Annotated in this window: 23 protein-coding genes; 17 read left to right on the forward strand and 6 right to left on the reverse strand. The window is 68.9% G+C overall.

Annotated elements, in window-relative coordinates:
* Positions 1-40: 40 nt before the first annotated feature.
* From M9917_RS17690 to hemB, 4 genes are read right to left on the reverse strand one after another with little or no spacing between them, the layout of a single operon-like run.
* The gene (locus M9917_RS17690) at positions 41-514 is read right to left on the reverse strand and encodes an RDD family protein (RefSeq protein WP_297255881.1); all 474 of its coding nucleotides are present in this window, start codon (positions 512-514) and stop codon (positions 41-43) included.
* A 49-nt stretch (positions 515-563) separates the two neighbouring features.
* A complete protein-coding gene (locus M9917_RS17695) occupies positions 564-1,808 on the reverse strand; it encodes a threonine ammonia-lyase (RefSeq protein WP_297255883.1) in 1,245 nt (414 codons plus the stop codon).
* A gap of 36 nt (positions 1,809-1,844) precedes the next feature.
* A complete protein-coding gene (locus tag M9917_RS17700; protein ID WP_297255885.1) occupies positions 1,845-3,185 on the reverse strand; it encodes a branched-chain amino acid ABC transporter permease in 1,341 nt (446 codons plus the stop codon).
* 45 nt (positions 3,186-3,230) lie between these two features.
* The gene (gene hemB, locus M9917_RS17705; protein ID WP_297257112.1) at positions 3,231-4,280 is read right to left on the reverse strand and encodes a porphobilinogen synthase; all 1,050 of its coding nucleotides are present in this window, start codon (positions 4,278-4,280) and stop codon (positions 3,231-3,233) included.
* 185 nt (positions 4,281-4,465) lie between these two features.
* Here hemB and M9917_RS17710 point away from each other — a divergent pair, with 185 nt between their 5' ends.
* The 4 genes from M9917_RS17710 to M9917_RS17725 all read left to right on the forward strand — a co-directional run bounded on the left by M9917_RS17710 (position 4,466) and on the right by M9917_RS17725 (position 8,230).
* Entirely contained in the window at positions 4,466-5,521 is a 1,056-nt protein-coding gene (locus tag M9917_RS17710) for an enoyl-CoA hydratase/isomerase family protein (protein WP_297255887.1), read from the forward strand.
* A gap of 3 nt (positions 5,522-5,524) precedes the next feature.
* Positions 5,525-5,965: a DUF6163 family protein gene (locus M9917_RS17715; protein WP_297255889.1), complete on the forward strand. Its 441-nt coding sequence runs from the start codon at positions 5,525-5,527 to the stop codon at positions 5,963-5,965.
* A gap of 265 nt (positions 5,966-6,230) precedes the next feature.
* Positions 6,231-6,743 (forward strand): transcriptional regulator LdtR, encoded by a 513-nt coding sequence (gene ldtR / locus M9917_RS17720; protein WP_297255891.1) that lies wholly within the window; start codon positions 6,231-6,233, stop codon positions 6,741-6,743.
* 242 nt (positions 6,744-6,985) lie between these two features.
* A complete protein-coding gene (locus M9917_RS17725) occupies positions 6,986-8,230 on the forward strand; it encodes a L,D-transpeptidase family protein (protein ID WP_297255893.1) in 1,245 nt (414 codons plus the stop codon).
* Between the two features lie 77 nt (positions 8,231-8,307).
* Here M9917_RS17725 and M9917_RS17730 read toward each other — a convergent pair whose 3' ends face one another.
* Positions 8,308-8,691 (reverse strand): Ig-like domain-containing protein, encoded by a 384-nt coding sequence (locus M9917_RS17730; protein WP_297255895.1) that lies wholly within the window; start codon positions 8,689-8,691, stop codon positions 8,308-8,310.
* Positions 8,692-9,078: 387 nt separating this feature from the next.
* Between M9917_RS17730 and glyA the strand changes: the two genes are divergently transcribed.
* From glyA to M9917_RS17780, 10 genes are all read left to right on the forward strand, one after another.
* The gene (glyA, locus tag M9917_RS17735) at positions 9,079-10,377 is read left to right on the forward strand and encodes a serine hydroxymethyltransferase (RefSeq protein WP_297255896.1); all 1,299 of its coding nucleotides are present in this window, start codon (positions 9,079-9,081) and stop codon (positions 10,375-10,377) included.
* Positions 10,378-10,402: 25 nt separating this feature from the next.
* The gene (nrdR, locus tag M9917_RS17740) at positions 10,403-10,888 is read left to right on the forward strand and encodes a transcriptional regulator NrdR (protein ID WP_297255898.1); all 486 of its coding nucleotides are present in this window, start codon (positions 10,403-10,405) and stop codon (positions 10,886-10,888) included.
* On the forward strand, positions 10,881-12,011 hold the full coding sequence (gene ribD, locus M9917_RS17745) for a bifunctional diaminohydroxyphosphoribosylaminopyrimidine deaminase/5-amino-6-(5-phosphoribosylamino)uracil reductase RibD (protein WP_297255900.1): 1,131 nt from the start codon (positions 10,881-10,883) through the stop codon (positions 12,009-12,011). The genes nrdR and ribD overlap by 8 nt, the downstream gene beginning before the upstream one ends.
* Entirely contained in the window at positions 12,011-12,658 is a 648-nt protein-coding gene (locus M9917_RS17750) for a riboflavin synthase (protein WP_297255902.1), read from the forward strand. Before ribD ends, M9917_RS17750 begins: the two co-directional genes overlap by 1 nt.
* A 34-nt stretch (positions 12,659-12,692) precedes the next feature.
* On the forward strand, positions 12,693-13,202 hold the full coding sequence (gene ribH / locus M9917_RS17755; RefSeq protein WP_297255904.1) for a 6,7-dimethyl-8-ribityllumazine synthase: 510 nt from the start codon (positions 12,693-12,695) through the stop codon (positions 13,200-13,202).
* Entirely contained in the window at positions 13,199-13,666 is a 468-nt protein-coding gene (gene nusB, locus M9917_RS17760; protein ID WP_297255906.1) for a transcription antitermination factor NusB, read from the forward strand. Before ribH ends, nusB begins: the two co-directional genes overlap by 4 nt.
* Positions 13,667-13,732: 66 nt before the next feature.
* Positions 13,733-14,728 (forward strand): thiamine-phosphate kinase, encoded by a 996-nt coding sequence (thiL, locus tag M9917_RS17765; RefSeq protein ID WP_297255908.1) that lies wholly within the window; start codon positions 13,733-13,735, stop codon positions 14,726-14,728.
* Between the two features lie 38 nt (positions 14,729-14,766).
* A complete protein-coding gene (locus tag M9917_RS17770) occupies positions 14,767-15,969 on the forward strand; it encodes an MFS transporter (RefSeq protein WP_297255910.1) in 1,203 nt (400 codons plus the stop codon).
* Positions 15,966-16,199, forward strand: coding sequence for a cupin domain-containing protein (locus M9917_RS17775; protein ID WP_297255912.1), 234 nt, complete (start codon positions 15,966-15,968; stop codon positions 16,197-16,199). Before M9917_RS17770 ends, M9917_RS17775 begins: the two co-directional genes overlap by 4 nt.
* A gap of 214 nt (positions 16,200-16,413) precedes the next feature.
* Positions 16,414-18,570 (forward strand): sodium-translocating pyrophosphatase, encoded by a 2,157-nt coding sequence (locus M9917_RS17780; protein ID WP_297255914.1) that lies wholly within the window; start codon positions 16,414-16,416, stop codon positions 18,568-18,570.
* 243 nt (positions 18,571-18,813) lie between these two features.
* Here the strand turns inward: M9917_RS17780 and M9917_RS17785 are convergent, their stop codons facing one another.
* Positions 18,814-19,308: an outer membrane protein assembly factor BamE gene (locus M9917_RS17785; RefSeq protein ID WP_297255915.1), complete on the reverse strand. Its 495-nt coding sequence runs from the start codon at positions 19,306-19,308 to the stop codon at positions 18,814-18,816.
* Between the two features lie 136 nt (positions 19,309-19,444).
* Between M9917_RS17785 and M9917_RS17790 the strand changes: the two genes are divergently transcribed.
* The 3 genes from M9917_RS17790 to plsX all read left to right on the forward strand — a co-directional run bounded on the left by M9917_RS17790 (position 19,445) and on the right by plsX (position 21,698).
* A complete protein-coding gene (locus M9917_RS17790; RefSeq protein WP_297255917.1) occupies positions 19,445-19,990 on the forward strand; it encodes a ubiquinol-cytochrome C chaperone family protein in 546 nt (181 codons plus the stop codon).
* Entirely contained in the window at positions 19,980-20,525 is a 546-nt protein-coding gene (locus M9917_RS17795) for a YceD family protein (RefSeq protein ID WP_297255918.1), read from the forward strand. Before M9917_RS17790 ends, M9917_RS17795 begins: the two co-directional genes overlap by 11 nt.
* Before the next feature lie 114 nt (positions 20,526-20,639).
* Complete coding sequence (plsX, locus tag M9917_RS17800) at positions 20,640-21,698, forward strand: phosphate acyltransferase PlsX (protein ID WP_297255919.1); 1,059 nt, start codon at positions 20,640-20,642, stop codon at positions 21,696-21,698.

Genomic DNA, 21,698 nt, shown 5'->3' on the forward strand with positions numbered 1-21,698 from the left:
AATGGGCGCGGTTCGCGGCTTTTTGACCTGGCTCAATCGCTCAGGCGCGCACGACGACGAGACCGGTCAGCAGGTCGTGGCCCATGCGCCGGTCGGCGCGGGCGAAGCCGAAGGCGACATCGACGAGCCAGAGCAGGAAGGTGCCGGCCGCGACATAGAACAGGAGCGCGTGCACCGCCGCCGAGAGCCCGTCCGGGCGCCCGCCCATGGCGGTCTCGACCCTGAGGCCCGCGACGCGCATGCCCCAGGTCGATTGCCTGGGCCCGCCGATCGTCAGCGCGGCATAGCCGAGCGCGGTCGCGACCGTGGCGATCGGGAGCAGCGCCCAGGTCGCGCCGAAGGTGACGATGCCGAGGAAGAACAGGAGCAGCATGACGAGCCAGCCGAGGAAGAACAGCGCGACGATGTCGACGAACCAAGCGAACAGCCGTGAGCCGAGAACGCCGCTGACGTTCTGGAAGGGGCGCGGCTCCAGCGCCGTGACCGGCGGCTGGCCATGACGGATATCGCTCATCGGGGCTTCGATCCTCCGGCGGGGTGCAACAACACCTCATAATGTTTGGTCAGCGGGCCGGTTCCGCAAGGCCGCGCGGCAGGATGCGCCGCGGCGCGAAGCCGTTTGCGGCGAGCGTGTCCGCGATCGAGCGCGCATGCGCCGCCCCGCGCGTCTCGACCGTGACGTCGAGGGTGACCCCCTTGGCCGGCATGTCGAGGAAGAGCCGGCCATGGCTGACCTCGAGGATGTTGGCCCCTTCCGCGCCGATGAGGCTCGCGACCTTGCCGAGCAGGCCCGGCCGGTCGGCGGTGCTCAGGCGGAAGGCGACGATGCGGTCCTCGCGCTCGAGCTCGCGCACCATGATGGTGGCGATGAGGCGCATGTCGATATTGCCGCCGGTGAGCACGAGCCCGACCCTGCGCCCGGCATAGCGCTCCGGCTCCTTGAGCATCGCCGCGAGGCCGGCCGCGCCCGCCCCCTCCGCAAGACTGTGTTGCAGGCTCGCATAAGCGTTGACGGCCCGCTCGATCAGGTCCTCGCCGACGAGCACCGTGTCGCTGACGAGGCTTGCGATCACCGGCAGCGTCAGCCGGCCGACGGTCTTGACCGCGATGCCCTCGGCGAGCGTCGGCCCGCCGATCGGGCGCTCCTGCCCGTGCACGGCGTTGAAGAAGGAGGGGTAGAGATCGGTCTCGACGCCGACGAGCTCGATCCCCGGCTTGATCGCCTTGGCCGCGACGGCGGTGCCGGCCATCAGCCCGCCGCCGCCGAGCGGGACGATCAGCACCTCGAGATCGGGCGCCTCAGTGAGCATCTCGCGCGCGAGCGTCCCTTGCCCGGCCATCACGGCGGCGTCGTCATAGGGGTGGACGAAGCTGAGCTTTTCGGCGCCGGCGAGCTCATGGGCCTTCTGCGCGGATTCCGAGAGCGTCTCGCCGTAGAGCACGACCCGCGCGCCATGCGCGCGGGTGTTCTCGACCTTCACCAGCGGCGTCGTCTGCGGCATCACGATCGTCGCAGGCGTGCCGAAGCGGCGGGCGTGGTAGGCGACCGCCTGGGCATGGTTGCCCGCCGACATGGCGATGACGCCATGCGCCCGCTCGGCCTCGCTCAGCATGATGAGCTTGTTGACCGCGCCGCGCTCCTTGAAGGAGGCGGTCGCCTGCATGTTCTCGTGCTTCACCAGGACGCGCGCGCCGGTGAGCTCGGACAGGCGCGGCGCCGGCACCAGCGGCGTGCGCAGCACATGCCCGGCGATCCGCGAGGCGGCTGCGTCGATATCCTCGGGCGTGATCGCGAAGCGCTCGCTCATGGTCCTAAGTCCCGTTCAAAAGGCCTCGACTGGGCCTCACACCCGTCGCGGCGTCAATTCGCCCTCGCCGAAAAAGCCGCCGGGGCGCCAGATCAGCACGATGGCAAGCAGCGCATAGACGGCAAGGTCGCGCTGGTCGATCGGCAGCGCCGCCGACCAGAGCGCCTCGAAGACGGCGATGCTGAGCCCGCCCAGCGCCGCGCCCCCGACCGAGCCGATGCCGCCGAGGATCGCCGCGACGAGCGCCTTCAGCCCGAGCGAGAAGCCGCCGGCGAAGCCCATCCCGCCATAGACCACCGTCACGATGACGCCGGCCAGGCCGCAGGCGGCGCAGGCGATGACGACGGCGGCGTCGTGCACGGCGCGGGCATCGACGCCGAACAGCGCGGCGGTTCGCCGATCGTCGGCCACCGCCCGCCAGGCGCGGCCATAGGCGCTGAGCCGGATCAGCGCGACGAGCCCGAGCGTGGCGCCGAGCCCGATCGCCGCCAGTCCCAGCGCGAGCGGGTTCAGCGTGACGATGAAGTCGCCGGCATGCGCCAGCGCGACCGGGGTGTTGAACACCGGCGGCAGCCAGCGCAACTCGGGCCCCTGCGCAAGCCTGAGATATTCGGACAGCGCGATGGAAAGCCCGATGGTGGCGATCAGCACCTGCTGGCCGCTGGCGCGTTCGAGCGGGCGCAGCACGAAGCGGCCCATGGCGAAGCCGTGCAGCGCGCAGACGGCGATGGCGACGACAAAGGCGACGACGATCCCGGAAAACGGCGTCGAGACCGAAAGCGAGACGAGAAGAGCAACCCCGACGACGGAGGAAAGCGCCCCCAGCGCGGCGAACTCGCCGAAGCTCAGGATGATCCGCCCGGTCAGGCCATAGACCAGCGCATAGGCCGCCGCGAGCATGGCGTAGATCGCCGCCGAGGGCAGGCCGCTCAGGCTCTGCTGCAAGCCGTAGGCGAGCCAGGCGGGAATCGCCGGCAGCGTCTCCGGCGCGGGCGCGGCCGGGTCCGGCGGCGGCTCCACCCGGTCCTCCAGATAGAAGCGCCGCAGCAGATAGAAGCTCGCATCGGCCATCGGCCGTCCGTCGGAGGCGATGCCGATCAGGGCGCCCCGGCTTTGCCCGCCGCCTTCGCCGGCGAAGAGGCAGTCGATGCTGCGGTGCCGCGAGAGCCCGTCGCCGAGCTGGACCCGGTAATACAGCCTGAGCGCGCGCGGCGCGGGGCCCCGGGCGGTTCCTTCGATCGCGATGCGGGCGCCCGGCGGGTTGAGCGGCGGAATCGCCTGCCGGCACAGCCGCGTCTGGTCGGTGTCGAAATCGCCGCCGCAGCCCGCAAGCGCGAGCGTGACGGCAGCCAGAAGCGGCAGGAGGAGGGCGCGCATGCCCGGCGACGGTAGCGCCGGGACGAGGCTAAGGGAACCGCGCCGTCAGCAGGCGGCCTTCAGCATCTTCGCCGCGCGCGGGGCGAAATAGGTCAGCACGCCGTCGGCGCCGGCGCGCTTGAAGGCGGTGAGGCTCTCCAGCATCGCCTTCTCGCCGTCGAGCCAGCCATTTTGCGCCGCCGCCGTCAGCATCGCGTATTCGCCCGAGACCTGGTAGGCGAAGGTCGGGACCCGGAAATGGTCCTTCACCCGCGCCACCACGTCGAGATAGGGCAGGCCGGGCTTGATCATCACCATGTCGGCGCCCTCCTCAAGGTCGAGCGCGACCTCGGCGATCGCCTCGTCGGAGTTGGCCGGGTCCATCTGGTAGGTGCGCTTGTCGCCGATAAGCGTCGCATTGGTGCCGATCGCGTCGCGGAACGGACCATAGAAGGCCGAGGCGTATTTCGCCGCATAGGCCATGATCTGCACCTCCTCGTGGCCCTCGCCGTCCAGCGCCGCCCGGATCGCGCCGACGCGCCCGTCCATCATGTCGGAGGGGGCGATCACGTCGGCGCCGGCCTCCGCCAGCGCCAGCGCCTGCCGGACGAGGATCGCGACCGAGGCGTCGTTGAGGATGCGCTCGCCGTCCATCACGCCGTCATGGCCGTGCGAGGTATAGGGGTCGAGCGCCGCGTCGCAGATGATGCCGATCTCAGGGATCTCGCGCTTGATCGCGCGAACCGCGCGGCACATCAGGTTGCCGGCGTTGACCGCCTCCGACCCGGTCGGATCGCGCAAGCCCTTGTCGACGAAGGGGAAGGGCGCGATCGCCGGGATGCCCAGCGCCGCGGCCTCCGCCGCCTGGCGCACGGCCTCGTCGATGTTCAGCCGGTCGACGCCGGGCATCCACGCGACCGGCGTGCGGGCTTCGGCGGAATCCGTCAGGAAGATCGGCCAGATCAGGTCGTCGGTGGAAAGCCTCGTCTCGCGCACCAGCCGGCGCGACCATTCCGCCTTGCGGTTGCGCCGCATCCGCCGCGTCAGGTTAAGCGAAGGCGCCTCGTCCTGGCGCGACTGCGCGGCGGGGAAAGGCCGCACGACCCGGTATTCCATGGCGATCGCCTCACGCTTCTGAACGACACTGGGTCCGGCATTCGTCATGCGGGCGAAGGCGGCCGGGGTTTTCCATAGCACATCGGAACGATTCCAAAACAGGGCGCATGGTCGCAAGAGCCTCGCGTTGACAAGCCTCGCCCCGCCTTCCAGAACCGCAAGCCCGTCGGAGGCCGAAAGCGAGCATGACCCAGCAGCGCGAGATCACCTGCGAGATTCGCGGCGCGGCCGGCCTCGTCATCCTCGACCGGCCGAGTGCGCTGAATGCGCTGAGCCTCGGCATGGTCCGCGCGCTCGCCAGCGCGCTGGACGCCTGGGAGGACTACCCGCAGGTCACGCGCGTCGTCGTGGTCAGCACCAGCGGGAAGGCGTTTTGCGCCGGCGGCGACATCCGCTGGCTGCACGATCGCGGCAAGGCCGGGCGCCATGACGAGATGCTCGCCTTCTGGGCCGAGGAATACGCCCTCAACCATCGCATCAAGACCTACCCCAAGCCCTATGTCGCGCTGATCGACGGCATCGTCATGGGCGGCGGCGTCGGCATCTCGCTGCATGGCAGCCACCGCATCGCCGGCGACCGCTACCTCTTCGCCATGCCGGAGGTCGGCATCGGCTTCTTCCCCGATGTCGGCGCGACCTGGGCGCTGCCGCGCCTCGATGGCGGCTTCGGGGGCTTCCTCGCCCTGACCGGCGAGCGGATCGGCGCGGCCGATGCGCTTTCGGCCGGGCTTGCGACCCATGCCGTGCCGAGCGAGCGCATGGCCGAGCTCACCGACGCGCTGACCCGGCCGGGCGCGATCGACGACATCCTCGCCGGCTTCACCTTGCAGCGCGGGCCGGGCCCCCTGCATGGCGAGCAGGCGATGATGGCCGACGTCTTCGGCGCCGCGACCCTGCCGGAGGTGATCGAGCGCCTGCGCCGGGCGGAAGGCAAGGGCAGCGCCTTCGCCGGCAAGCTCACGCAGACGATCGCGGTCAAGTCGCCGACCAGCGTCGCCATCGCCTTCGCGCAGATGCGGCTGGGCGGCGGCCTCGATTTCGCCGAGGCGATGCGCACCGAATACCGCATCGTCTCGCGCATCGCCCGCGGCCATGATTTCTACGAGGGTGTGCGCGCCGTGGTGATCGACAAGGACCAGGCGCCGCGCTGGCGGCCGGCGACGCTGGAGGAGGTCGATCAGGCCGATATCGATGCCTATTTCGCGCCGCTCGGCGCCGATGAACTGAAGCTGGAGGGCTGAAGCTTGGGTCTGGGCGGAGACGGCGAGGCCCTGCGCGGCGCCCGCACGGGCGAAGGCGGGGGCGGGCAGGCCAACCGGTGGCGGCTCGTGCTCGTCTGGTTCCTGCGCCTGCTCTCGGCCTTCTGGCTCGCCAAGGGGCTGACGGCCTGGGCGGTGATCTTCGGCCTGCCGGGCAACCCGCAGCCGCCCTTCGAGAACCGCCTGCTGAGCTATCAGGCGATCATCGTCTATTTCGCGGTGATCGACCTCGTCGCCGCCGTCGGCCTCTGGCTGACCTCGACCTGGGGCGGCGTGCTCTGGCTTCTGGCGGCGATCAGCCAGATGCTGCTCGGCTTCCTCTTCCCGCGCTTCGTGCCGATGACGGCCTGGCTCGTCGGCCTCTATATCGCGCTGATCGCCGTCTACTTCCTGGCGACCTGGGCGGCCGAGAACGAGGCGCAGTAGCGCCCGCCGCCATCCTCGTCATTGCTTCGCTTACGCTCGCAATGACGGGTCGTGCGGCGCCCCCCGGGCCGCTCGATTGCTCCGGGTCATGGTAAGAAACGCTTTAGCTTAAGCTTTTCTGGCTTCATCTTGCATTCACCCAAAGGGGTAAATCCCTGATTCATCCTGATATTTAAACTCGTTTTCATTCGGGCTGGCCTATGGTGTTTTTCAGAAGCGGACCGGAAGACAAATTCCGGCCGATAGACAACAGGTGGGGTATACCATGAAAGCCAGTGTCAAGACTTCGGATGTTGCGAAGACGAGCGAGGGCGAACTCAATGTGAAGCCTCTTTACCTTGAGTCGCTCACGCTGGTCGAGCGGCTGCATCGGCGCCTGCTCGACGTGATCAAGGACGAGTTCGAGCGCCGCGGCCGCGACGACGTCAACAGCGTCCAGGCGCTGCTGCTCTACAACATCGGCGACTCGGAATTGTCCGCCAGCGAGCTTCGGACGCGCGGCTACTATCTCGGCTCGAACGTGTCCTACAACGTCAAGAAGCTGGTCGAGCTCGGCTATCTCCATCATGCCCGCTCGCGCATCGACCGCCGCTCGGTCCGCATCAGCCTGACCGAGAAGGGCGCGACCGTGCACGATATCGTGAAGGGCGTCTACGACAAGCATGTCCGCACGGTCGAGCAGATCGGCGGCATTGCGCCTGACGATTTCGAGCGGATGAACAACGCCCTGCTCCGCCTGGAGCGCTTCTGGACCGACCAGATCCGCTACAAGCTCTGAAGAACGCTGCCGCCGCCCGGCCGGGACCGATGACCCGGCCGGCCCGGGCGACTGTGACTTTGCCGCCATGCATGCGGCAAAATGGGGCCATGCCCTAAATTCGCCGCTCTCATCACACCTCTTTAACCGTGCTAGGACACCGTCGGCGGCCTGACAGGTCGTCCGGCGCCATGAGCGTCGCCCCTTGCGGCGGCGTTTTCATGTGGTCCCGGCGCCGGCGTGCAGTGTTGAAGAGGAATGAGATGTCGCAAGTGAGCCTGACCCGCCGCGAAACCGTGCTCGCCCTGCTGTCGGGCGCCGCCACGGCCCCCGCCGCACCGGCGCTTGCCCAGCAGGCCGAATGGCGCCAGAGCTACGATGCCGGCGCGCGCAACGCCGTGGTGCGCTCCTCGACGCCGATGCTGTCTTCGGAAGCGCTCCAGGCGACCGAGCAGGCGATCGCGGCCTATCGCGATCTCGCCGCCCGCGGCGGCTGGCCGCAGGTGCAGCTGCCCGACCGCATGGGTGTCGGCGCCAAGGGGCCGGGCGTGGTGGCGCTGCGCCGCCGCCTGATCGTCACCGGCGATCTCGATGCCGCGGCCGGCGACAGCGCCGTCTACGATTCCTATGTCGAGGCCGCGGTGCGCCGCTTCCAGTCGCGCGTCGGCCTGTCGACCACCGGTGCGATCAACCGCGCCACAACCGCCGCCCTCAACGTGCCGATCGACCGCCGCATCCGCCAGCTCGAGACCAATGTCGTCCGGCTGCGGAGCTGGTCGGGCAATCTGGGCGGGCGTTATGTCGTCGCCAACATCCCCGCCGCGATGGTCGAGACCGTCGAGAACGGCCATGTCGCGACGCGCCACGCCGCCGGCGTCGGCAAAATCGACCGGCAGTCGCCGCTGCTGCAGACCAAGATTCCCGAGATCAACTTCAACCCGACCTGGACGGTTCCGGCCTCGATCATCCGCAAGGATCTGATCCCGACCATGCGCAAGCAGCCGAACTACCTGACCGAGAACAAGATCCGCATCATCGCGCCGAGCGGCGCCGAGATCGCGCCTGCGAGCGTCAACTGGAATTCCGACGAGGCGACGCGCTACACCTTCCGGCAGGATCCGGGCGGCGAGTTCAACTCGCTCGGCTTCGTGCGCATCAACATCCCCAGCCCCCACGGCGTCTACATGCACGACACGCCCTCGAAGGGCATCTTCGGCGACGATTACCGCTTCGTCTCCTCGGGCTGCATGCGCGTCCAGAACGTGCGCGACTATGTCGCCTGGCTCCTGAAGAACACCCCCGGCTGGGACCGCGCCAAGATCGACGAGACCATCCAGTCCGGCCAGCGCGTCAACGCCCGCATCGCCGATCCGGTGCCGTGCTACTGGGTCTACGTCACCGCCTGGGCGACGCCCGACGGCGGCGTGCAGTTCCGCGACGACATCTACAACAAGGATGGGCTGGGCCCGGCGCCGGTCGCGGCCTTGCAGGGCGATCAGGACATCTGAGGCTCTGGCCTTCCGCGGCTTCTCCATCGAACCCGCCGGTCTTCCGGCGGGTTTTTCTTTGCGAGCGGTCGTAAGCTTTATTGCACCATGATCGTGACGCACCCGGCGAGCACCTCGCCCGGCGCCTTGGGCGTGGTGTTGCTGGTGCAGAAGCTGTCGCTGCCCTTGAAGCCCTTGTTGGGCGTATAGACGATGCCGCCGCTCGAAACCGCGAGCTTGCCCGAGCTGGGCGCCCTGGTGATGCTGACCTGGTTCGCCACGATCCGCGTCCCCGCCCTGTCGTTGACGATGCCCGGATGGCTGATGCGGCAGGATTTGTCCGCCGTGGTCATCTGGAACTGGCCGGCGCCCCTGCCGGTGCCCCATCCCCTGCCATTGGTCCCGGTGCAGGCGGCTTGCGCGTCCGAGAGCGTCAACCAGCCGGCGGCGGCAAGGGTGATCATAGCGATGAGAATGCGCATCGTCTTCCTTCCTCTGTGGCTATTGCCAGGCTACCATCGGTCATGGGGAGAGGATCGGCAAGCCTGTCGCAGCTTTTCGCGGATCGATTGTGGTGTTGTGAGTCCGGCGAGAGCGTTCCACCCGGCGCCTGATGGCTGGATTTCTCTCGTAATGCTGGCGCTCGTCAGGCCCTGCCCGTTGGGCCTGTCGACGACATCGAAAGGGCGGCGCCGGATTTGATTTTTGCACTGCAATAGATTGATTCCTGGCTTGCCGCCGCAGAGGCTGCAAAAGCGGGCCGGCCGCCGCGCGTCCATCTATCGCTTGGACAGCCTCCCGCCGCATGATAGGGACGCCGCGGCGGAGCCGGGCGCCGACCGGCCGTTGAACTCCAGGAACCGGACGACATGACCGAAGCCGCGCGCGACAAGCACCTCTCGAACTCCTTCTTCGGTGCCACGCTCGCCGATGCCGATCCGGAGATCGCCCGCGCGATTGCGCTGGAGCTCGGCCGCCAGCGCGACGAGATCGAGCTGATCGCCTCGGAGAACATCGTCTCCCGCGCCGTGCTGGAGGCGCAGGGCTCGGTGATGACCAACAAATATGCCGAGGGCTATCCGGGCCGGCGCTATTATGGCGGCTGCCAGTTCGTCGACATCGCCGAGAAACTCGCCATCGAGCGCGCCTGCCGGCTGTTCGACTGCAAATTCGCCAATGTCCAGCCCAATTCCGGCAGCCAGGCCAATCAGGGCGTGTTCATGGCGCTGATGCAGCCCGGCGACACCTTCATGGGCCTCGACCTCGCCGCCGGCGGGCACCTGACCCATGGCGCGCCGGTCAACCAGTCCGGCAAATGGTTCAACGTCGTCTCCTACGGCGTCTGCGTCGTCGACCAGCGCGTCGACTACGACGCGATGGAGCGTCTGGCCGTCGAGCACAAGCCCAAGATCATCGTCGCCGGCGGCTCGGCCTATGCCCGCCACTGGGATTTCGCCCGCTTCCGCGAGATCGCCGACAAGGTCGGGGCCTATTTCATGGTCGACATCGCCCATTTCGCCGGGCTCGTCGCCGGCGGGGCGCATCCTTCCCCGTTCCCGCACGCCCATGTCGTCACCACCACGACGCACAAGACGCTGCGCGGCCCGCGCGGCGGCATGATCCTGACCAATGACGAGGCGATCGCCAAGAAGGTCAATTCGGCGATCTTCCCCGGCATCCAGGGCGGCCCGCTGATGCATGTCATCGCCGCCAAGGCGGTCTCCTTCCACGAGGCGCTGCAGCCCGCGTTCAAGACCTATGCCCATGCCGTCGTCGCCAACGCCAAGGCGCTGGCCGAGACGCTGAAGGCCAAGGGCTTCGACCTCGTCACCGGCGGCACCGACAACCACCTGATGCTGGTCGATCTGCGCTCGAAGAAGCTGACCGGCAAGGCGGCGGAGGCCGCGCTCGGCCGCGCCCACATCACCTGCAACAAGAACGGCATCCCCTTCGACCCCGAGAAGCCGATGACGACCTCCGGCATCCGCCTCGGCACCCCGGCGGCGACCTCGCGCGGCTTCGGCATCGCCGAGTTCAAGCAGGTCGGCGAGCTGATCGCCGAGGTGCTGGACGGCCTCTCCGCCCATGGCGAGGAGGGCAATGCGGCCGTCGAGCAGGCGGTCACCGCCAAGGTCAAGGCGCTGACGGCGCGCTTCCCGATCTATTGAGGGCGATACGAGAGGGGCACTGAAAATGCGCTGTCCCTATTGCGGCTCCCTCGACACGCAGGTGAAGGACTCCCGTCCCACCGACGATCACGCCTCGATCCGCCGCCGCCGGGTCTGCCCCGATTGCGGCGGCCGCTTCACCACCTTCGAGCGCGTGCAACTGCGCGAGCTGATGGTGGTCAAGCGCTCGGGCCGGCGCACGCCCTTCGACCGCGACAAGCTCGAGACCTCGATCGCGCATGCGCTGCGCAAGCGCCCGGTCGCGCCCGAGCGCATCGAGCGCATGGTCAACGGCATCGTGCGCCAGCTCGAAAGCGCGGGAGAGGCGGAAGTTCCGAGCTCGACCATCGGCGAGCTGGTGATGGAGGGGCTGAAAGCCCTCGACGACGTCGCCTATGTCCGCTTCGCCTCGGTCTACAAGAACTTCCGCGAGGCCAGGGATTTCGAGGAGCTGCTCGGCCAGCTCGGCGCCGCCGAGGAGGGCGCCCCGCAGCTCCGCTCCGATGACTGATCCAGGCGCGATCGACCGTGCCTTCATGGCGCAGGCGCTCTGCTATGGCGCGCGCAATCTCGGCGCGACCTGGCCGAACCCCTCCGTCGGCGCCATCGTCACCCGCGACACGTCGGACGGCCCCGCCGTCGTCGCGCGCGGGCTGACGCAGGCCGGAGGCCGCCCGCATGGCGAGGCGCACGCCTTCGCCCGGGCCGGAGCGGCCGCGATGGGCGGCACGCTCTACGTCACCCTCGAACCCTGCGCGCATCGCTCGGTGCGCGGCGGCATCCCTTGCGTCGAGCACACCATCCTGTCGGGGGTGCGGCGCGTGGTCTCGGCGATGGACGATCCCAATCCCTTCATCGCCGGGCTCGGCCATGCGCTGCTGCGCACGGCCGGCATCGAGGTCGTCGTCGGCGTGCTCGAAGATCAGGCGCAGCGCGCCCATCGCGGCCATGTCCTGCGGGTCACGCAAGGGCGGCCGATGGTGACCTTCAAGATCGCCCGCACGGCGGACGGCTATGCCGGCGGGGCGGGAGGCACGCCGCTCACCGTGTCGAGCCCGGTCGCCGGGGCTTGGGTCCACCTCCAGCGTGCGCATCACGACGCGATCATGCTCGGCATCGGCTCGGTGCTCGCGGACGACCCGCAGCTCACCGTGCGGCTGCCCGGCATGGCGGACCGCTCGCCGATCCGCGTCATCCTCGATACGCATCTGCGCCTGCCGCCGGCGTCGCGGCTCGTGCGCACGGCCCGCGAGGTCCCGGTCTGGGTGATCGCGGCCGAGACGGCGCCGGTCGAGCCGGAAGCCGCGCTGGTCGAGGCCGGCGTCGAGGTCATGCGCGTCGGCCTGGCCGCCGACGGCCATCTCGACCTCGGCGAGGCGCTGGTGCTGCTGGGCGCGCGCGGCATCACCCGCGTCTTCTCGGAGGGCGGGCCGCGCATCGGCGAGAAGCTGGCGCTCGCAGGGCTCGCCGACGAGGTCGTCGTCTCGACCTCGCCGAAGCTGCTGGGCGGGCCCGGCATCGTCGCCGTTCGCCCGGGGCTTGCCGCGCTGCTGGCCGATCCCGATCTATACGCCCCTGCCGAGACCCGCCTGATCGGCGGCGACCGTTTCGAGCATTTCGTGAGGAGAGGCTGATGTTCACCGGCATCGTCACCGCCATCGGCGAGGTCGTGGAGGCGCAGCGCAAGGGGCCGAGCCTGAAGCGCCTCGCCATCGCCTGCCCCTATGAGGCTGAGGGCATCGCCATCGGCGCCTCGATCGCCTGTGCCGGTGTTTGTCTCACGGTGACGGCGCTGCGGCCGCGGCCGGATGGTGCGCCGGGCTCAGTCTTCCAGGTCGAGGCGGCGGCCGAGACGCTGGCGAAGACGGTCGTCGGGGGCTGGGAGCCGGGCACCCGAATCAATCTCGAACGCTCGCTCAAGGTCGGCGAGGAGCTCGGCGGCCATCTCGTCACCGGTCATGTCGACGGCGTCGCGCGCATCCTGAAGATCGAGCCGATCGCGCCCGATCCGGACGAGCCCTGGGGCGCGACGGCGCGCTTCCACATCAAGGCGCCGGAGGGCACGGCCCGCTTCATCGCGGCCAAGGGCTCGATCTGCCTCGACGGCACCTCGCTCACCGTCAATACGGTCGCGGGCGACGTCTTCACCGTGCTGCTGATCCCGCATTCGCTTTCGGTCACCACCTGGGGAGAACGGAAGGAGGGCGATGCCGTCCATCTCGAGGTCGATCTGATGGCGCGTTATGCCGCACGGCTTGCGGAAGCGCGCCCGCAAGGGTAACGAGCCCGCTCGAATTCCAAGAAGGACAGAACAAATGGCCGGACCCCGGCAGACCCCGGCCGACAAGGCCGCAACTGAGGCCGTCGAGCTCGACGGCGTGCGCGTCCTCGTCGTCGAGGCGCGCTTCTACGACAAGCTCGCCGACGAGCTTCTGGCCGGCGCGGCCTCCGTGCTCGAAGCCGCGGGCTGCCGCGTCGACGTCGTCACGGTTCCCGGCGCGCTGGAGATCCCCGCCGCCATCGTCATCGGCCTGCGCGCGGCCGACGAGTCCGTCGATCCTTACGAGGCGGTGGTCGCGCTCGGCACCGTCATCCGTGGCGAGACCGGCCATTACGACATCGTCGCCGGCGAAAGCGCGCGCGCGCTGATGGACCTGTCGGTCGCCTTCGCCCTGCCGCTCGGCAACGGCATCCTGACCGTCGAGAACGAGGCGCAGGCCTGGGCCCGCGCCAACCGCTCCGAAATGGACAAGGGCGGCGGCGCGGCTGAAGCCGCGCTCAGCGTCCTGCGCTACAAGCGCTCGCTGGCGGAGCAGTCGACATGAGCCGGGCCGAGCTGCGGCGTGGCGCGCGGCTCTCGGTCGTGCAGGCGCTCTACGAGATGGAGGTCGGCGGCCGCGGCGTCATCGAGACGATGGCCGAGTTCGAGGCCTTCTGGATCGGCAAGGAGGTCGAGGAGATCGCGCTGCCGAAGGTGGAGCTCGCCTTTTTCCGCGATGTCCTCGGCGGCGTCGTGCGCGAGCAGCGGCTGGTGGACCGCACCGTCGACGATCTGCTCGCCCGGGACTGGCCGCTGAAGCGTGTCGAGGCGGTGATGCGGGCGATCCTGCGCGCGGGAGCCTATGAGCTCGCCTTCCGCAAGGACGTGCCGGCGCGCGCCGTGATCTCGGAGTATGTCGCCGTCGCCAACGCCTTCTATGCGGGCGAGGAGATCGGCATGGTCAACGCCGTGCTCGACCGCATGGCCCGCGATTTCCGTGCAGATGAGTTCGACACCCCGGCGGCGTAGGCGCTGCTGCCGCAGCTTGCCGGAATGACGGCGGAGAGGCCCGAAAAAGGTGGAGGCCGGTCGACGATGGCCGATGACCAGCGCCCCGGCGAATTCGAGCTGATCGCCCGCTATTTCGCGCCGATCGCCGGGCCGGGGGCCTTAAGCCTCCTCGACGATGCCGGGCTGTTGCGGCCGGGGCGCGGCTATGAGGTCGTCGTCACCGCCGACGCGCTGGTCGCCGGCGTGCACTTCTTTCCCGACGACCCGCCCGAGGCGATCGGCTGGAAGGCGCTCGCCGTCAACCTCTCCGATCTCACCGCCAAGGGGGCCGCCCCCGAGGGCTTCGTCCTGACGCTTGCCTTGCCGCGCGGCTGGACCGAAGGCTGGCTCGCCGGTTTCGCCATGGGCCTCGGGCGGATGGCCAAGGCCGGCGGTTGCCCGCTGATCGGCGGCGACACCGTCTCGACCGCAGGCCCGCTCACCCTTTCCATCACCGCCTTCGGCACGGTTCCGGCCGGGCGGATGGTCCGGCGCTCCGGCGCGAAGCCCGGCGATGTCGTGCTCGTCTCCGGCAGCATCGGCGACGGCGCGCTCGGCCTCAAGGTCCATGGGCCGGACAAGCCGGGCTGGGTCGCCGCGCTCGGCAAGAAGGAACGTGCCTTCCTCGCCGATCGCTATCTGCATCCGCAGCCGCGCTTTGGTCTCGCGCAAGCCCTGCAGCGCCATGCCTCGGCCGCGATGGACGTCTCCGACGGGCTCGTCGGCGATCTCGCCAAGCTGCTGGCCGTCTCCGGCGTCGGCGCCCGGATCGATCTCGATGCCGTCCCGCTCTCGCTGGCGGCCCGCGCCGCGCTCATGGCCGCCCCCGCATTGGCGGAACTGGCCTGGACAGGCGGGGACGACTACGAAATCCTCTGTACGGCCTCGGAAAGGGAATATCCTGCTCTGGTCGCGGCGGCGGCTGAGGTCGCGCTCCCGCTGACCCCGATCGGGCGGATCACGCCTGAGGCCGGCGTGGCGACCTATCGCGCGAAGGATGGCTTGCGCAGCTTCGCGCAAGGCTCCTTCTCCCATTTCTGAAGAGCGGCGCGTCGCGGCGGCCGCAGGGCGGCGTTGTGATGAACCAGCATGTTACCGCCCTCGACGGCGACAGGCTCGCGAAGCGCAATGCGCTGATCCTCGCGGGCGCCCAGGCGCTCGGCGGCGCCAATCCGGCGATCATCGTCTCGCTCGGCGGCATCGTCGGCGCGCAGCTCGTCGCCGATAAGACCTTCGCCACGGTGCCGGTCAGCCTGCTCCAGCTCGGCATCGCCTCGGGCGTCATCCCGGCCGCGATGATCATGCGCCGGCTGGGGCGGCGCGGCGGCTACCTGATAGGCGCGCTCGTCGGCGCGACGGGCGCGAGCATCGCCACCGGCGGCGTCACGCTCGGGCTGTTCTGGCTGTTCTGCCTCGGCACCTTCGTCTGCGGGCTCTACGGCGCCTTCGTGCAGAGCTACCGCTTCGCCGCCGCCGATACCGCGAGCGCCGACTTCAGGCCCCGCGCCATCTCCTGGGTGATGATCGGCGGCCTCGTCGCCGGCGTCATCGGCCCGCAGACGGTCTACTGGACGCGCGACCTGACGCCGGCCGCCCCCTTCGCCGCGAGCTTCCTCGCCCAGGGCGTGCTGGCGCTGCTGGCGATCGCCATCGTCTCGCAGCTGCGCGCCCCGCCGGTCGCCGCCGTCCATTCCGACGGGGGACGCCCGCTCGGCGAGATCATGCGCCAGCCCAAGTTCATCGCCTCGGTCACGGCCTCGCTCGTCGCCTACGGCCTGATGAGCTTCGTCATGACGGCGGCGCCGATGGCGATGGTCGCCTGCGGCCATTCGGTCGGCGACGCCGCGCTCGGCATCCAGTGGCATGTGCTGGCGATGTTCGGGCCGAGCTTCTTCACCGGCGGGCTGATCAACCGCTTCGGCAAGGGCACGGTGACGGCGGCCGGTCTCCTCCTGACGGCGCTGGCGGCCGTCGTCGGCCTGAGCGGGCTGAGCGTCGGCCATTTCTGGCTCGCCCTGGTCCTGCTCGGGATCGGCTGGAATTTCGGCTTCATCGGCGCGACCGCCCTGATCACCGACTGCTACCGGCCGCAGGAGCGGGTGAAGGTCCAGGCCGCGAACGATTTCCTCGTCTTCGGCTCGGTCGCCATCGCCTCCTTCTCTTCGGGCGGGCTGCTCAGCCATGGCGGCTGGGACGCGGTGAACTGGCTGGTCTTCCCGCCGGTCGCCATCGCCCTTCTGCTCGTGGCGTGGCAACGTTTCCAGCGGCCCGCCGCGGCTTGAGACCCGATTGGAGCGAGCCCCTGCTGCCCTATTGCGACATGCGCTTCGATTTCGAGATGAAGCGCGGCCTCTACATGCTGGAAGGGCAGGGGCTCTACCTGCCCGGCGACGAGTGGCACGAGATCCGGGAGCGGGATTTCATCTGGATGGGCGGCTGCTGCCGCAGCAACTCTACCCGGCCGGACGGCGACGCCTGCCACAAGAACGTCAATCGCGGCTTCCCGCTGTGACGCCTGCGGCAGCGCGCCGCTGACATTCGCGTGGATTTGTAAGCGCGGCGGTTTGCGCTCTTCCGCGAAACTTGCCACAAAGCCGCCTGACACTGGCGACGTGGAGCGGGCCTTTTAGGATTCTGGCCCGTTTTTTCGCTGCCTGACGTCCAACGCTGCACGAGAGGAGCCGCGCGCGCTCCCGACGGCTGGAAGATCAAGGTCAGGAAAACGAATGTCAGCTCTGCTTCTCATCATCATATTGAGTGCGCTTTCCATAGCCTACGGCATCTGGGCCTATGGCGACGTGATGAAGCGCGATGCCGGCAACCAGCGCATGCAGGAGATTTCCGGCGCGGTTGCGGAGGGCGCGCAGGCCTATCTCAAGCGCCAGTACATGACCATTTCGATGGTCGGCGTCGTGCTCTTCGTCGCGCTTTTCTGGCTGCTCGGCCAATGGGTGGCGATCGGCTTCCTGATCGGTGCGGTGCTTTCGGGCGTCGCCGGCTTCATCGGCATGAACGTCTCGGTGCGCGCCAATGTCCGCACGGCGCAGGCCGCGATGCAGTCGCTCGGCGAGGGGCTCGACGTCGCCTTCAAGGCGGGTGCCGTCACCGGCATGCTCGTCGCCGGCCTCGCGCTGCTCGGCGTCGCGGTCTATTACGGTGTCCTGACCTCCTTCCTCGGCTTCGCGCCGGGCAGCCGCACGGTGATCGATTCGCTGGTGGCGCTGGGCTTCGGCGCCTCGCTGATCTCGATCTTCGCCCGTCTCGGCGGCGGCATCTTCACCAAGGGCGCCGATGTCGGCGCCGACCTCGTCGGCAAGGTCGAGGCCGGCATCCCGGAGGACGATCCGCGCAACCCCGCGACGATCGCCGACAATGTCGGCGACAATGTCGGCGACTGCGCCGGCATGGCCGCCGACCTCTTCGAGACCTATGCGGTGACGCTGGTCGCGACCATGGTGCTCGCCGCGATCTTCTTCGCCGGCCAGCCGACGCTTGGCACGATGATGCTCTACCCGATGGCGATCGGGGCTGCCTGCATCGTCACCTCGATCATCGGCACCTTCTTCGTCAAGCTCGGCGCCAACCAGTCGATCATGGGCGCGCTCTACAAGGGCTTCATCGCCGCCGGCGTGCTCTCGGTCGGCGCGATCGCGGCGGTGAACTACGTGATGTTCGGCGGCTTCTCGGCCTCCTTCACCACGGCGCAGGGCGTCGGCTTCACCTCGGGCGCGCTCTTCGGCTGCGCGCTGGTGGGTCTTGCGGTGACGCTGCTCATCGTCATCATCACCGAATACTACACCGGCACCGGCAAGCGCCCGGTGGTCTCGATCGCCCAGGCCTCGGTGACCGGCCACGGCACCAACGTCATCCAGGGCCTCGCGGTCTCGCTGGAATCGACCGCCCTGCCGACCATCGTCATCATCGCCGGCATCATCGTGTCCTATACGCTGGCCGGCCTGTTCGGCATCGCCATCGCCACCACCGCCATGCTGGCGCTGGCGGGCGTGGTCGTCGCGCTCGACGCCTTCGGCCCGGTCACGGACAATGCCGGCGGCATCGCCGAGATGGCGGGCCTGCCCAAGGAGGTGCGCCACTCCACCGACGCGCTCGACGCGGTCGGCAACACCACCAAGGCGATCACCAAGGGCTATGCGATCGGCTCGGCCGGCCTCGGCGCGCTGGTGCTGTTCGCGGCCTATACCTCGGATTTGAACTTCTTCATCTCCGAGGCCAACAAGGCCGGCTCCACGGCGTTCCAGTACTTCAAGGGCGTCACGGTCGACTTCACGCTGTCGAACCCCTATGTCGTCGTCGGCCTCCTGCTCGGCGGCCTCATCCCCTTCCTGTTCGCCGGCATGGGCATGACGGCGGTCGGGCGCGCGGCGGGCTCGGTGGTCGAGGAGGTGCGCAAGCAGTTCCGCGAGAAGCCCGGCATCATGGAAGGCAAGGACCGGCCCGATTACGGCCGCGCCGTCGACATGCTGACCCGCGCCGCGATCAAGGAAATGGTCGTGCCCTCGCTGCTGCCGGTGCTGGCCCCGGTCGTGACCTATGTCGTGATCCACGCGATCGCCGGCAAGAACAACGCCTTCGCGGCGGTGGGCGCCATGCTGATGGGCGTCATCGTCACCGGCATCTTCGTCGCCATCTCGATGACCTCGGGCGGCGGCGCCTGGGACAACGCCAAGAAGAGCTTCGAGGACGGCTTCGTCGACAAGGACGGCGTGCGCCATCTCAAGGGCTCGGAGGCACACAAGGCGTCCGTGACCGGCGACACCGTCGGCGACCCCTACAAGGACACGGCGGGCCCCGCCGTGAACCCGGCGATCAAGATCACCAACATCATCGCCCTGCTGCTGCTGGCGATCCTGGCGCATTCCTGATCGCGAGCATCGCTGAAGCGCTTACGGACCCGCGGCGAAAGCCGCGGGTTTTTTTCGCGTGCCACCACTGTCATTCCGGGCCGCTTCCATAAAAACAGCCACGGAAAACCCCGCCAAAACAAAGGCTTGCCGCTCCGGGTTGAATCACCTCCGCAGGCCGTTGAATCGATCTGCGAGCGTCCGGCCAAGAAAAAACCCCGCGGTGTCCCGCGGGGTTCGTCGCGTCCGGCAAGGCGTGGCGGCTCAGGGGCCGAACGGGCTGAACTTGGTGACGCCCTTGAACAGGTTGCGCAGGAAGCTCTGCTCCTCGCCGCCGGTGGGGGTGGTGCGGCTGATGAAGTCGAAGATCACGCCGTCCTGCAGGCCGTAATGGGCGATGCGCTCGACCTTGAAGCCCTTGTTGAAATAGATCACCAGCACCTGCTGGTCGATGATCTGCGGCTCCTGGAACTGGAACCGGCGGCGCATCGTCTGGCTGATGTAGTAGAAGGTGCGGTTGCCGACGGTGGAGGTCGTCGAGGGGGTGCCGAGGATCTGCAGCACCGCCTGAACGTCCATGCCGACCTTGATCTGCGCGACCAGCGCCTCGTCCATCACGAAGCCGCGCTTGAACTCCTCGTTGAGGCCAGCCGAGGTCGGCAGCACGAAGCCGCCGGCGTCGGGGCCGCAGCCGGCGAGCGCGAGAGAGGTGGTCGCGAGGGCTCCGAGCAGAGCCGTGCGGCGGCTGATATGGGTCATGCGGGCACGATCCGAAGGCGGGCACGGCCGGGACGATCCCAAGCCGCTTGTCAAAAGGGTGAGGGTTGGCGTAACGCCCGAGGATGGCTTTGGCAAGGCGAGGACGCCCCCAGCCGTCGCGGTCGGGAGCAAACGGGTGATTTTCGGGTTGTTCGGCAAGCGCGCCCGCCGGCGCTTCCCTGTGGACACGCTGTTCGCGCGGGTCGCCGAGGCGTCGCGCCGGTCCGTGCTCTACATCGAGGGCGGGATTCCCGACAGCTTCGAGGGCCGCTTCGAATCGCTGACCCTGCACCTGCTCATGGTGCTGCGCCGCCTGCGCGAGCTGCCGCCGCCGGCGGATGAGCTGGCGCAGGAACTGGTCGATGCCGCCTTCGCCTATCTCGAGCTCGGTTTCCGCAATGGCGGCGTCAGCGACATCGCCGTGCCGAAGAAGATGAAGAAGATCGGCCAGATGTTCTATGGCCGCGTCCAGGCCTATGAAGCCGCGCTCGCCGCGCCCGGCCTCGACGCGCTCGCCGAGGCGCTCGGACGCAACGCCTGCGCGCCGCAAGCCGCGCCGGCGCTCGCGGCCTTCGTCCGGGCCGGGCAGGAGGCACTCGCCGCCGCCGATCTCGATGCTCTCCTGCGCCGGGAGAATCTGTTCCCGGCGTTCACGCCTGCGGAGGCCGCCCATGGCGCCTGATCGTGCTTCGCCGCTTCAGCATCCGATCCGCGTCGAGACGATCCGCCCGCGCGGCACCGAAATCGTGATCCGGGCGGAGGAGGGGCAATTGCCCGCCGTCGCGAAGCTGCTCGGCGTCGTCCGCGTCGAATCGCTGGAGGCGCGCTATACTCTCTCCCGCAACGGCGAGCGCGTGGCGCTCGAGGGCCGCATCGTGGTCGGGCTGCATCAGGCTTGCGTTGTGACGCTCGATCCCTTCCCGGTGCGGCTCGACGTGCCGGTCAAGCTCGATTTCGCGCCCGGCGAGGATGCCTTGGCGCGCCGCAGCGAGCGCGACGATGCCCCGATCGATATCGAGGTCCTGCTGAACGAGGACGATCCGCCCGAGCCGATCACCGGCGGCGTGATCGATCTGGGCGCGATAACGCTCGAATTCCTGGCGCTGGCGCTCGACCCTTACCCGCGCAAGCCCGGCGCGCAGTTTCAATCCGCGGCGGGCGAGGCCGGGGCGGAATCGCCCTTCGCCGCCCTTGCGAAGCTGAAACGCGGTGACTGAGGCATTTTACGCCGTTCCGGCGGCTTGCGGCGCCGGCCCAAACCGCTATTGTCCGGCCGGCACTGAGCCGCCCCGGATCGAAGGTCGGCCATATCCGGGACACGCCAGAATTCCATGACAAGACCGGTTACAATCGCGCTCGATGCGATGGGCGGGGATCACGGCCCCGCCATCGTCATCCCCGGCGCAGCCCTGATGCTGGAACGCCGCCCGGATGCGCGCTTCGTGATCTTCGGCGACGAGGCGCAGGTCGTGCCGCTGATCGACCAGCATCCCAAGCTCAGGACGGTGACGACCTTCCACCACACCGAGGTCTCGGTGAAGATGGACGACAAGCCGAGCCAGGCGCTGCGCTACGGCCGCTACAAATCGTCGATGTGGCGGGCGATCGACGCGACCAAGACCGGCGAGGCGGACGTCACCGTCTCGGCCGGCAACACCGGCGCGTTGATGGCGATGTCGAAATTCTGCCTGAAGTCGATGGCGCAGGTCGACCGGCCGGCGATCGCCTGCCTGTGGCCGACGGCGCGCGGCGAGAGCATCGTGCTCGATGTCGGCGCCACCATCGGGGCGGACGCCCGCCACCTCGTCGACCTCGCGGTGATGGGCGCGGCGATGGCCCGCGTCGTGCTCGATCTCGACCGGCCGACGGTCGGCCTGCTCAATGTCGGCGTCGAGGAGATCAAGGGCGTCGAGGCGGTGAAGGAAGCCGGCCGCATCCTGCGCGAGAGCGACCTGCCGCATCTGGCCTATCACGGCTTCGTCGAGGGCGACGACCTCGGCAAGGGCACGGTCGACGTCGTGGTGACCGAGGGCTTCACCGGCAACATCGCGCTCAAGACCGCCGAGGGAACCGCCCGCCAGATCGCGGATTTCCTGCGTGCGGCGATGGGCCGCTCGCTGATGGCGCGGATCGGCTATGTCTTCGCCCGCGGCGCCTTCGCGGCGCTGAAGGAGAAGCTCGATCCGCGCAAGTCGAACGGCGGCGTCTTCCTCGGGCTCGAAGGCATCGTCATCAAGAGCCATGGCGGCACGGATGCGATCGGCTTCGCCAGCGCCGTCGAACTCGGCTATGAGATGGCGCGCGAGGACCTGATGGCGAAGGTCCGCGAGATGGTCGCCGCGAGCACGCGCCCGGAACTCACGGCGGCCGCGCCCGCCGAGGCCGAATAG

Origin of the sequence: Bosea sp. (in: a-proteobacteria), from assembly GCF_023953965.1 — a bacterium.
Lineage (GTDB): Bacteria > Pseudomonadota > Alphaproteobacteria > Rhizobiales > Beijerinckiaceae > Allobosea.